General features: G+C 67.8%; 10 protein-coding genes and 1 pseudogene. 9 read left to right on the top strand and 2 right to left on the bottom strand.

Features of this window, described 5'->3' with window-relative positions; translation table 11 throughout:
- Positions 1-520: pseudogene (locus tag ACRDPN_RS10110) on the bottom strand (sodium:solute symporter); the annotation flags it as partial.
- Positions 517-795: a DUF3311 domain-containing protein gene (locus tag ACRDPN_RS10105; protein WP_431447322.1), complete on the bottom strand. Its 279-nt coding sequence runs from the start codon at positions 793-795 to the stop codon at positions 517-519. The gene ACRDPN_RS10105 and the pseudogene ACRDPN_RS10110, both read right to left, overlap by 4 nt.
- 138 nt (positions 796-933) lie before the next feature.
- On the opposite strand from ACRDPN_RS10105, the gene ahcY reads away from it, so the two are divergent.
- The 9 genes from ahcY to secA all read left to right on the top strand — a co-directional run.
- Positions 934-2,364, top strand: coding sequence for an adenosylhomocysteinase (ahcY, locus tag ACRDPN_RS10100; RefSeq protein ID WP_431447321.1), 1,431 nt, complete (start codon positions 934-936; stop codon positions 2,362-2,364).
- A 110-nt stretch (positions 2,365-2,474) separates the two neighbouring features.
- Positions 2,475-3,170 carry an MtrAB system response regulator MtrA gene (gene mtrA, locus ACRDPN_RS10095; RefSeq protein ID WP_431447320.1) on the top strand — a complete coding sequence of 232 codons (696 nt, stop codon included), beginning with the start codon at positions 2,475-2,477 and terminating at the stop codon, positions 3,168-3,170.
- A 13-nt stretch (positions 3,171-3,183) separates the two neighbouring features.
- Positions 3,184-4,731, top strand: a complete 1,548-nt coding sequence (gene mtrB, locus ACRDPN_RS10090) for an MtrAB system histidine kinase MtrB (RefSeq protein ID WP_431447319.1) — start codon at positions 3,184-3,186, stop codon at positions 4,729-4,731.
- A 20-nt stretch (positions 4,732-4,751) separates the two neighbouring features.
- Positions 4,752-6,443, top strand: coding sequence for an LpqB family beta-propeller domain-containing protein (locus tag ACRDPN_RS10085; RefSeq protein WP_431447318.1), 1,692 nt, complete (start codon positions 4,752-4,754; stop codon positions 6,441-6,443).
- 71 nt (positions 6,444-6,514) lie between these two features.
- A complete protein-coding gene (locus ACRDPN_RS10080; RefSeq protein WP_431447317.1) occupies positions 6,515-7,168 on the top strand; it encodes a ComF family protein in 654 nt (217 codons plus the stop codon).
- 104 nt (positions 7,169-7,272) lie between these two features.
- Positions 7,273-7,899: a ribosome hibernation-promoting factor, HPF/YfiA family gene (gene hpf, locus ACRDPN_RS10075; protein WP_431447316.1), complete on the top strand. Its 627-nt coding sequence runs from the start codon at positions 7,273-7,275 to the stop codon at positions 7,897-7,899.
- A 59-nt stretch (positions 7,900-7,958) separates the two neighbouring features.
- Positions 7,959-8,621, top strand: a complete 663-nt coding sequence (locus ACRDPN_RS10070; protein WP_431447315.1) for a response regulator — start codon at positions 7,959-7,961, stop codon at positions 8,619-8,621.
- A gap of 35 nt (positions 8,622-8,656) precedes the next feature.
- A complete protein-coding gene (locus ACRDPN_RS10065; protein ID WP_431447314.1) occupies positions 8,657-9,859 on the top strand; it encodes a winged helix-turn-helix domain-containing protein in 1,203 nt (400 codons plus the stop codon).
- 69 nt (positions 9,860-9,928) lie between these two features.
- Positions 9,929-12,353 (top strand): preprotein translocase subunit SecA (secA, locus tag ACRDPN_RS10060; RefSeq protein ID WP_431447323.1); only part of this gene is annotated, 2,425 nt, incomplete at its 3' end.

Below are 12,353 nucleotides of genomic sequence, written 5' to 3'. Positions count from 1 at the left end.
GGGGAAGGTCACGCTGGAGCCAGTGAGCGTCCTCCCCACCGCCGAGACCCAGCACGTCGAGCACGGCCTGGATGCCGATGAGCTGCAGCGCGATGTACGGCATCGTCGCGAGGATGCCGGTGAAGGCGACCGCGAGGCCCAGCGACTTGGAGTCGAACCGGCCCTGCACGAAGTCGGCCGGTGTCACGTAGCGACGACGGTGCGAGACCGACCACAGCCGCGGCAGGAAGATGAAGATGATCGGGTACAGGATCACCGTGTAGGGCACCGCGAAGAAGCCGACGGCGTTGCCGGCGTAGAGCAGAGCCGGCACGGCGATGACCGTGTACGCCGTGTAGATGTCGCCGCCGATGAGGAACCAGGCGATGAAGGTGCCGAAGTTGCGTCCGCCCAGACCCCACTCGTCGAGGGAGTTGAGGTCAGGAGCTCGTCGCCAGCGCGCCGCCAGGAAGCCCATGACGGTGACCAGCAGGAAGAAGAACAGGAAGACACTGAGTGCCACGGGATCGATGTCGTTCATGCGTCGCCTCCCTGTCGATCGAGGCCTTGCGCGGCGCGTCGATCATGGTCGTGCGACGTGACGAGCTTGTAGGCGATCCCCGTCATGCCGACCGAGACGATCACGAGCAGGAACTGGTACCAGAAGAAGAACGGGATGCCGGCGAGCTCGGGCGTGGTACGTGCGTAGGTCCACACCAGCAACGGCACGATGACCGCGATCGCCAGCACCACCCCGGCGGCGATCAGGCGGCCCGGCCCTGGTGGCGCGGGTTGACGTGGTGACGTGTCTGTCATGTGTGAGTTCCCCCTTGGAACGTGCTGTGACGCCCGCCACAGCACCACCGGACACCGTACGCGGGAGGCCAAGTGGGCGCGAGCCGGGGTGCGGCCGTGGGTGCTGAGCGGTGGCGGCCCCCCGGTACGATGACTCCCATGGATTTCAACGTCGCTGACCTGTCCCTGGCCGAGTTCGGCCGCGCCGAGATCACCCTCGCCGAGCACGAGATGCCGGGACTCATGGCCATGCGCGAGCGCTACGGCGCCGACAAGCCGCTCGCGGGTGCCCGCATCGCCGGCTCGCTGCACATGACCATCCAGACGGCGGTCCTCATCGAGACCCTCGCCGAGCTCGGCGCCGACGTGCGCTGGGCCAGCTGCAACATCTTCTCCACCCAGGACCACGCCGCCGCCGCGGTCGTCGTCGGAAGGGACGGCACTCCGGACGACCCGCAGGGCATCCCGGTCTTCGCCTGGAAGGGCGAGACGCTGGCCGATTACTGGGACCTCGCCGAGCAGATCCTCGTCTGGCCGAATGGCGCGACCCCGAACATGATCCTCGACGACGGCGGCGACGCCACGCTCCTGCTGCACAAGGGCGTCGAGTTCGAGAAGGCCGGCGCCGTGCCGTCGCCCGACTCGACCGAGAACCACGAGTACAAGGAGGTGCTGCGCGTCCTGGGCCGCGCACTGGAGGCCGATCCGCAGCGCTGGACGAACATCGCCAACAGCATCAAGGGCGTCACCGAGGAGACCACCACCGGCGTCCTCCGTCTCTATGAGCGGTTCCAGCAGGGCACCCTCCTGTTCCCGGCGATCAACGTCAACGACTCGGTCACCAAGAGCAAGTTCGACAACAAGTACGGCTGCCGTCACTCGCTCATCGACGGCCTCAACCGCGCCACCGACGTCCTCATCGGTGGCAAGGTCGCCGTGGTCTGCGGCTACGGCGACGTCGGCAAGGGCTGCGCGGAGTCGCTGCGCGGCCAGGGCGCCCGCGTCATCATCACCGAGATCGACCCCATCTGCGCGCTGCAGGCCGCCATGGACGGCTACCAGGTCGCCGCGCTCGACACGGTCATCGGCGACGCCGACATCCTCATCACCGCCACCGGCAACTTCGACGTCGTCCGCGCCGACCACTTCGCGAAGATGAAGCACCAGGCGATCGTCGGAAACATCGGCCACTTCGACAACGAGATCGACATGGGTGGCCTCGAGAAGACCCCGGGCATCACCCGCGAGACCATCAAGCCGCAGGTCGACGTGTGGACGTTCACGGACGGCAAGAAGGTCATCGTGCTGAGCGAGGGCCGTCTGATGAACCTCGGCAACGCCACAGGTCACCCGTCGTTCGTCATGTCGAACTCGTTCACCAACCAGGTGCTCGCCCAGATCGAGCTCTTCACCAAGACCGACGAGTACGCGCTCGGCGTCCACGTGCTGCCCAAGCACCTCGACGAGGAGGTCGCTCGCCTGCACCTCGACGCCCTGGGCGTCGAGCTCACCGAGCTCACCAAGGAGCAGTCCGAGTACCTCGGCATCGACATCGGCGGCCCCTACAAGTCGGAGCACTACCGCTACTGAGTCAGAATTGACTCCATGAGCTACCTCACCCCACGAAGTTGCGCGCAAACGCAACGTCGCGGTGAACGGCTAGTCCGGCTTCACGCACAACTTCGCGGGGACCCCGAGAAATGAGCTACCGGCGGAGCAAGCGCGATCGGGTATTAGTCGTTGATGACGACGCCTCGCTCGCCGAGATGCTCTCGATCGTGCTCGAGAGCGAAGGGCTCACCGCGGAGGTCGTGCGGTCGGGCGATGCGGTCATGGCGGCGTTCGTGTCGTTCAAGCCCGATGTCGTGCTCCTCGACCTGATGCTGCCCGGTATCGACGGCATGAAGGTGTGCCGTCGCATCCGGGCGACGTCAGCGGTGCCGATCATCATGCTGACCGCGAAGTCCGACACGCCCGACGTCGTGCGCGGGCTCGAGGCGGGTGCCGACGACTACATCACCAAGCCGTTTAAGAACACCGAGCTGGTGGCGCGCATCCGGGCGCGGCTCCGCCGCACCGACCAGCTCGGCGAGCCGCTCGAGTTCGGCGACATCGTGCTCGATCCGACCGGCCACACCGTCACGCGCAAGGGCGAGGCGCTCGATCTCACCCCGCTGGAGTTCGACCTCCTGGCCTGTCTGCTCGGTAGTCCCGAGCAGGTGTTCACCCGCGAGGTCCTGCTGCAGAAGGTGTGGGGTTACCACCACCCGGGTGACACCAAGCTCGTCAACGTCCACATGACCCGGTTGCGGTCGAAGATCGAGGACGACGCGGACGACCCCGAGGTGATCCGCACGGTGCGCGGCGTCGGCTACCAGGCGATCGCGCCCTCATGATCCCGAGGGACTGATGCGCAACATCGCGAGCCTCTGGCGCCGCTCGATCCAGACGAGGGTCGTCACCAGCACGGTGCTGCTGAGCACGCTCGTGATCAGCGCCACCGGTTGGGCGCTGCTCAACGACGTCGCCGATGGGCTGGCCGACTCCCGGCGCGAGGCCGCGATCGCGGAGGCGCGGTCGGGGTTCGAGCTCGCCCAGGCACAGCTCGACGCCGCCCTGGAGTCCGAGCCCGACACGCAGGCGCAGGCGCTCACCCAGATGGTCGACTCGCTCACCAGCGTCCGGGGCGGTCGTCGTTCCTATGAGTTGGTGCTCGAGGGACCACTCGGCGGAGAGGCCACCCCGGTGCGGTCGTCGGCCGCGATCGCGTCTGGGTCGCTGCCGACCGACCTGCGGCGTTCTGTCATCCGCTCGCCGGGGACGTTCTGGAGCTTCTCCGGGCTGTCGGTGATCGGTCAGGGCGATCCCGACCCGGCGGTGGCGGTCGGCAGTCGGCTCCGGGCGCCGCGCACCGGTGACTCGTACGCGATGTTCTACCTGTTCTCGATGAAGGAGCAACAGGCCACGCTCGACCTGGTGCGGCAGGCCCTGCTGTTCGGTGGTCTGGCGATGGTGCTCATGGTCGGCGGGGTGGCATGGCTGGTCTCGCGCCAGGTGCTCAACCCCGTGCGGCTGGCACGACGCATCGCCGAGCGCTATGCGGCCGGCAGCCTCGAGCAGCGGATGCACGTCAGCGGCGAGGACGACATCGCCCGTCTGAGCACGTCGTTCAACCAGATGGCGGTTAGTCTGCAAAGCCAGATCCGGCGGCTCGAGAACCTGTCACGACTGCAGCAACGATTCGTCTCCGACGTCTCGCACGAGCTGCGCACGCCTCTCACCACCGTGCAGATGGCGAGCAGCGTGCTGTTCGACGCCCGCGGACGGTTCGATCAGCAAACCGCTCGATCGGCCGAGCTCCTCAAGAGCGAGCTGGACCGGTTCGAGGAGCTGCTGTCGAACCTGCTCGATCTCAGTCGTTTCGACGCAGGTGCAGCCCAGCTCGAGCTCGACTCCGTCGACCTCGCCGCGATCGCCCGTGGTGCGTCTGGCGACACCATGCTCGAGCGGGAGGGAATCGACGTGCGGCTGGTCGGCACCGACGAGCCGGCCGTGGTCGAGGCCGACATCCGGCGCATCGACCGCATCGTGCGCAACCTGCTGACGAATGCCGCCAAGTACAGCGGATCTCCGGTCGTCGAGATCGAGGTGGCCCAGGACGACCACCTCGTCTCGCTGGCGGTCCGAGACTTCGGTGTGGGCTTGTCCGGCGACGAGAACCTGCGTGTCTTCGACCGGTTCTGGCGTGCCGATCCGGCCCGGACGCAGGGCGGCACCGGGCTCGGCCTCGCGATCTCCCGGGAGGACGCCGTGCTGCACGGCGGGTCACTGCAGGCGTGGGGACGTCCGGGGGAGGGCAGCGAGTTCGTGCTCACACTCCCCAAGATCGTCCCGACCGTGGAGCAGAAGGACGGCGGCGGAGGCCCGGCACCACTCGTCCAGTCGGTCTTCGCATGAAGCGCCGGCTCGCTCTGTGCGTGACAGCGACCGTCCTCGCCGGCTGCGCCGGGATCCCCACGTCCGGTCCGGTCGAGCGGGTCGCCGACGAACGCGGACCCGACCAGAGCACGGTGCGGTACGAGCCGGTCGGACCGTCGCGTGGGGCCTCACCGCAGCAGATCGTGCGCGGCTATCTCGATGCGATGCTCGCCTACCCCGTCTCCACCGGCACGGCGGCGTCGTACCTCACGCCCGATGCAGCCGAGGAGTGGCAGTCGTCGGCGGGCGTGACGGTGTACACGAGGCCGGAGGTCACGCTTCCCGAGTCCGAGTTCAGGTCGGGTCGCGGTGATGTGACCGTAGGTCTTCGCACCAACGCGGTGGCCCAGCTCGACCGGCAGGGCCATTTCACCCGCGCATCGGGAGTCACGGAGCGTTCGTACCGTCTGGAGGAAGTCGAGGGCGAGTGGCGGATCGCGAACCCGCAGAACGGTGTCATGGTCACGCGGACGTACTACGACGCCTACTTCCGGTCGTTCTCGCTCTACTTCTTCGACGCGGCCGGCAAGCGGCTCGTTTCGGACCTCGTGCACCTCGCCGTGGGCGAACAGCTGCCCACGGGGCTGGTCACCAGTCTCGCCCGCGGACCGGACCGCACCCCGGGGACGTTGCGTACGTACGTGCCCGGAGTCGGCGATCTGCGACCGTCGGTCACGATCAGCGACGACGACGTGGCCGACGTGGAGTTCTCGGTATCGCTCGCCGGTCTCTCGGGCCAGGAAAAGGACCGTCTCGGGGCCCAGATCGTCTGGACCCTGCGATCAGTGCCCAACCTGCAAGGGGTGCGCATCACCGGGGAGACGTCGATCCTCTCCTCTCGTGGCGAGCGCGTGCATCCCATCGATTCGTGGGGAGGTTTCGGTCCACCGGTCGGCGACGACCGCACGTACGCCCTCGTCGACGACAAGCTCGTCGAGATCGACGGGTCCACGATTCGGTCGTTCAGCGGTCCGTGGGGGCGTGACGCCGGCGGCGCCGTGGAGGCTGCGGTGAGCGACGACGGTGTGGCCGCGGTCATGGGTGGCCGCGACCAGGTACGCGTCACCGACCGCGACGGGCGCGAGCCGTTCCTCGTCCAGGGCAGTGGGTTCATCGCCCCCGAGTGGGACCACGACGACCGACTCTGGCTCATCGACCGACCGTCCGGCTCGACCCGCGTGCGGGTCGTCGACGACGGGCGAACCCGGACGCTTTCCGCGGCCGGGCTCCGAGGCGTTTCCGTGCGGTCCGTCGCGATCTCACCGGACGATGGGTGGTACGCCGCCACCGCACGGGCCGGTGGACGTACCTCCGTCTACGTGGGGCCGGTGGAGCGCGACAGGGACGATCGACTCACCGGGCTCGGCAGTCCGCGACGGTTGTCGATCAGGGTGGACGATCCGCGCTCGGTCGGATGGGTCTCAAGCACTCGCGTCGCCTTCCTCGGTGCCAGCGAGGCGGGAATGCAGCTGTACGACGTCGCCCTCGACGGCACCGACCGCATGGGTGGCGGCACCGGCAGCGGCCCGTTGCTTCCCGACGTCGGTGCCACGACGCTGGCCGGCCGCGCCAATGATGATCCCTCCCGCTGGGTGGTCGACGCACGAGGTCGGCTCTGGTACCTCCCTCCGGACGGGTCGTGGCGGCTGATCGACGAGCGGAGTTTCTCCGGCTTGTCCACCGGAGACTGAGAACCGACCAGCGTCCACACGATGCTGCGGCATCGGCGCGGGGCCGTCTCGCAGCGCGCCAGTGTTGCCGGATGGACCTGACCACCGCGGCCGTCGACCTCCTGCTGGGCGCCGCGTGCCCCGGGTGCGGCCGTGCGGCGCGGACGCTGTGCGTGGCCTGCGGACCCGAGATCGCTCCTCGTCCCAACGTCGTTCACACCCGTCCGCGCCGGATCGTGGCGTCCGGTGAGCACACCGGTGTCCTGCGGCTGACGATCGTCGCCTGGAAGGAGGAGGGCCGCTTCGTGCTGCTGCGACCACTCGCCCACCTGCTCGCGGCTTCGGTCGCGGAGGTGGTGGGCGGCTCCTTGAGTCCGGTCGCCCTCGTGCCCGTGCCCACGAGTCGTCGCCATCGCCGCGCGCGCGGTGCCGACGTCGTCGACGAGCTTGCTCGCACGGCGGCCGGCCTGCTCGGCGCGACCGGGGTCGACGTCACGGTCCGCCAGGCCCTCATGCTCGTGCGCCGCACGGTCGACCAGTCGGGGCTCGGTGCGCGCGATCGCGCCGGCAACCTCGACGGCGCCTTCGCGCTGCGGTCGTCGTCCGGCCTGGCAGGGCGCGACATCGTCGTCGTCGACGACATCGTCACCACCGGCTCGACCCTGGGGGAGGCGTTCCGTGCCCTTTCAGCGGGCGGCCACCGTCCGATCGCCGCGGCGGTCGTGGCCCACCGGCCGCGCGGATGAAGCTGTTCGGCGAGCGAGTTCGGGTCCACCTCTGGCGAGTCGGGGCAGCCGGGGCTACGGTCACAGATATGGCATGAATCAGGTTCCGGACGCAGGGAGGCCCCATGGAAATCGTCGTCACAGGTCGGAACAGCGAGATCTCCGACCGGTTCCGGGAGCACGTGCTCGAGAAGCTCCACCGGATCGACAAGTACGACCAGCGCCAAAAGATTCTCCGCGTCGAAGTGGAGATCACCCACGAGAAGAACCCCCGCCAGCATGACAACGCCGCCCGAGTCGAGATGACATTGCTCTCCCGGGGTCCGGCCGTCCGGGCCGAGGCGGCATCCACCGACCAACACTCGGCGCTCGACGCCGCGATCGACAAGCTCGAGTCGCGCCTGCGTCGATCCAACGACCGTCACCGCATCAGTCACGGTCAGCACAAGCCCACGTCGCTCGCCGAGGCCACTGCCGACATGCCCGACGGCCTGGTCGTCCCCGCCCCCGAAGAAGACGCCGTTCGCACACACTCGGTCGGCGGCTTGGAGGTGCAGGGGGAGGGTCCGCTCGTCGTTCGGGAGAAGACCCACAAAGGCACTCCGATGACGCTCGAGCAGGCACTTCACGAGATGGAGCTGTTGGGCCACGACTTCTTCCTCTTCATGGAGAAGGACTCCATGCGCCCGAGCGTCGTCTATCTGCGCAAGGGCTACGACTACGGCGTCATCCACCTCGACGTGGCGGACTGATCCGGAGCGTTCCGTTGCGAAAGGCCACCAAATCGACACGACATGGCATGATCTGAATCGTGGCTGACCGAGGTCCGAGCATCCGCGTCCTCCTCGTCGATGACCAGGAGCTGTTCCGACGCGGCGTGACGATGGTGCTGAGCGCGGACGCCGCCCTCGAGATCGTCGAGGCCGACGACGGCGACAAGGCTCTTGCCGCCGTCGAGGAGAACCCACCCGACGTGGTGCTCCTCGACATCAAGATGCCCGGGCGCAGTGGCGTCGACGTCTGCGCGGCCATCAAGGAGATCTCGCCGACGACCGGCATCATCATGCTCACCGCGAGCGACGAGGAGACCGACCTCTACGCGTCGATCAAGAGCGGCGCTTCCGGCTACCTCCTCAAGGACGGGTCGACGTACGACCAGGTCGCCGAGGCGGTACGTCTCGTTGCCGGCGGTCAGTCGCTGATCAGCCCGAGCATGGCGACGAAGCTGCTCGACGAGTTCGTCAGCATGACGAAGAGCCCTGGCCCGGCCGCGTCGCTCACCGCCCGCGAGCTGCAGGTGCTGCGCCAGGTCGCTCACGGCCAGAGCAATCGCGAGATCGCGGAGGAGCTGTTCATCAGCGAGAACACGGTCAAGAACCACATCCGCAACATGCTCGAGAAGCTCCAGATGAAGTCGCGCATGGAGGCCGCCATGTACGCCGTCCGGAGCAACCTTCTCGACGAACCCCGCTGACGCGAGGTGTCGGTGGCACCGGCCATGCTGGGGGAGTGATCTCGCTCAGCCCCCTTCAGGCGCGCCGGATCGCGCTGGGAGCCCAGGGATTCACCCGTTCACGACCGTCCGGGCCTGTCACCAGCCGGCACCTGAACGCCGCCATCGCCAGACTCGGGTTCTTCCAGATCGACTCCGTCAACGTGCTCCAGCGCGCGCAGTACCTGCCGCTGTTCTCACGCATGGGCGCTTACGACGTCGACCTGATCCACCGCGCCGCCGGTCGCGCGCCTCGCCGCCTGTTCGAGTACTGGGCGCACGAGGCGGCTCTGGTGGACGTCAACCTGTGGCAGGCGCTCCAGTTCCGGATGGAGTCAGGCGCGCGCATGTGGGGCAACATGGCCAGGATCATCGAGCAGAAGCCGGACTTCGTCGCGTGGGTGCTCGAGGAGGTGCGGACCAACGGTCCCCTGACGGCGCGCGAGGTGGAGCACGAAGCCCCGCGCGACAACGACAACTGGGGCTGGAACTGGTCCGAGGTCAAGATGGCCCTGGAGTACCTCTTCTACAAGGGCGAGGTCACCGCGGCGCGGCGCAACAGCCAGTTCGAGCGGGTCTACGACCTTCCCGAGCGGGTGCTTCCGCCGCACGTCCGGGCCCAGCCGCCCCTGGACGCCGAGCAGGCTCACGTGGAGCTGGTGCGCCATGCCGCCGCGGCGCTCGGCGTCGGCTCGGCGCAGTGCCTGCGCGACTACTTCCGGCTCCAGCCCGAACCCACGGCGAGGGCGATTTCGACACTCGTCGACGCCGGTGAGCTGCTGCCGGGCACGATCGCGGGTTGGAAGCGTCCGGTGTTCCTGCACGCCGAGGCGGCTCGCCCGAGACGCGTGCAGGCGCGGGCCCTGCTGAGCCCGTTCGATCCGCTGATCTTCGAGCGCACCCGCACGGAGGTGCTGTTCGACTTCCGGTACCGCATCGAGATCTATGTCCCGGAGCACAAACGGGTGCACGGCTACTACGTGCTGCCGTTCCTGCTCGGCGACCGACTCGTCGCCCGCGTCGACCTCAAGGCCGACCGGGCAGCCGGCGTGCTGCGGGTCAACAGTGCCTGGGCCGAGCCTCACGCTCCGGAGTCGACCGCCGCCGAGCTGGCCGATGAGCTCGCCCTCATGGCCGGATGGCTCGGGCTCGACTCCGTGTCGGCGCCCCAACGCGGCGACCTCGCTGCTGACCTGAGCGGCGCCTTGCCGACCCCATAGACTGAACGACGCCCGTCAGTCCCATCAGGAGTGCGTTTCGTGCCCAAGGTCATCGACAAGATTCTTCGCATGGGCGAAGGCAAGGTCCTTCGTCAGCTCGAGGCGGTTGCCGCGCAGGTCAACGCGCTCGAGCCCGAGTTCGAGGCGATGAGCGACGCGGACCTGCAGAGCATGACCAAGGAGTTCCGCGAGCGTCTCGAGGCCGGTGAGAACCTCGACGACCTGATGCCGGAGGCGTTCGCCACCGTGCGCGAGTCCGCCCGGCGCGTGCTCGGCCAGCGCCACTTCGACGTCCAGGTCATGGGTGGGGCGGCGCTGCACCTCGGCAACATCGCCGAGATGAAGACCGGCGAGGGCAAGACCCTGGTCGCCACGCTGCCCGTCTACCTCAACGCCCTCGAGGAACGCGGTGTCCATGTCGTCACCGTCAACGACTACCTCGCCAAGTACCACGCGGAGTGGATGGGTCGCATTTATCACTTCCTCGGCCTCAGCGTCGGCATGATCCTGCCGAGCATGACGCCCGACGAGCGTCGCGTCGCCTACGCCGCCGACATCACCTACGGCACGAACAACGAATTCGGCTTCGACTACCTGCGCGACAACATGGCCGACGACCTCTCGGCCTGCGTCCAGCGCGGGCACAACTTCGCGATCGTCGACGAGGTCGACTCCATTCTCATCGACGAGGCCCGCACCCCGCTGATCATCTCCGGACCCACCGAGGAGGAGGTCAAGTGGTACGGCGAGTTCTCGCGCATCGTCGGTGCCATGCAGATCGACGCGCACTACGAGGTCGACGAGAAAAAGCGCACCATCGCGGTCACCGAGGACGGTATCGAGCGGGTCGAGGACCAGCTCGGCATCGACAACCTCTACGACGCCGTCAACACCCCGCTGATCAGCTTCCTCAACAACGCCATCAAGGCCAAGGAGCTCTTCAAGCGCGACAAGGACTACGTCGTGCTCGAGGGCAACGTGCTCATCGTCGACGAGCACACCGGCCGCATGCTGGAGGGGCGCCGCTACAACGAAGGTCTGCACCAGGCCATCGAGGCCAAGGAGAACGTCCGCGTCCGCGAGGAGTACCAGACCCTCGCCACGATCACGCTGCAGAACTACTTCCGTCTGTACGAGAAGCTCGGCGGCATGACCGGAACGGCCCTTACCGAGGCGTCGGAGTTCGACAAGATCTACAAGCTCGGCGTCGTGCCGATCCCCACCAACCAGCCGGTGGCGCGGGTCGACCAGGCCGACCTCGTCTACCGCACCGAGGACGCCAAGTTCAACGCCGTGGTCGACGACATCGTCGAGCGTCATGCGAACGGCCAGCCGATCCTGGTCGGCACCACCAGCGTCGCGAAGAGCGAGCGCCTCTCCAAGCAGCTGCGGAAGAAGGGCGTGCCGCACGAGGTCCTCAACGCCAAGCAGCACGAGCGCGAGGCATCCATCGTCGCGATGGCCGGTCACAAGGGTGCGGTCACGGTGGCCACCAACATGGCCGGCCGCGGCACCGACATCATGCTCGGGGGAAGCACCGAGTTCCTCGCCGACCAGGCGCTGCGCGACAAGGGCCTCGACCCGATCGAGGACTCCGAGGCGTACGAAGCCGCGTGGCAGGACACGCTGAACCAGATCGAGGCGCAGGTGAAGGCCGAGCACGAAGAGGTCACCGCGGCCGGTGGGCTGGCGGTCATCGGTACGGAGCGGCATGAGTCGCGGCGCATCGACAACCAGCTCCGTGGCCGTTCCGGACGTCAGGGCGACCCCGGCGAGACCCGTTTCTACCTCTCGCTCGAGGACGACCTGATGCGGCTGTTCAAGGCCGACTGGGTCAACTGGGTCCTGCAGACGATGAAGATCCCCGACGACGTGCCGATCGAGAACAAGCGCGTCACCGGCGCGATCGCCTCGGCGCAGGCCCAAGTCGAGGCGCAGAACTTCGACACCCGCAAGAACATCCTGAAGTACGACGACGTCATGAGCCGCCAGCGTGAGGTCATCTACACCGAGCGACGCCAGGTGCTCGAGGGCGAGGACATGCAGGATTGGGTCCACGCGATGATCGCCGAGGTCACCGGTGCCTACATCACCGGCGCCACGGAGGGATTCTCCGAGGAGTGGGACCTCGAGCGGCTCTGGACCGCTCTCGGCACCCTTTACCCGATCGGCCTCACCATCGAGGGCGTCGAGGCCGAGGCCGGCGGTCGCTCTGCGCTGTCCCGTGAGTACCTCCAGGAGATCGTCACCGAGGACGCCCAGACCTCCTACGCCCGCCGCGAGGAGGAGCTCGGTGCTCCGGTCATGCGCGAGCTGGAGCGTCGCGTCGTGCTCAGCGTGCTCGACCGCAAGTGGCGCGAGCACCTCTACGAGATGGACTACCTGCGCGAGGGCATCGGCCTGCGGGCGTACTCGCAGCGCGACCCGCTGGTGGAGTACCAGCGAGAGGGCTTCGACCTCTTCACCGCGATGATGGACGCGATCGCCGAGGAGT

Origin of the sequence: Aeromicrobium sp. (genome assembly GCF_050700635.1) — a bacterium.
GTDB lineage: Bacteria > Actinomycetota > Actinomycetes > Propionibacteriales > Nocardioidaceae > Aeromicrobium.
This window is presented reverse-complemented; position numbering and strand designations above follow the sequence as displayed.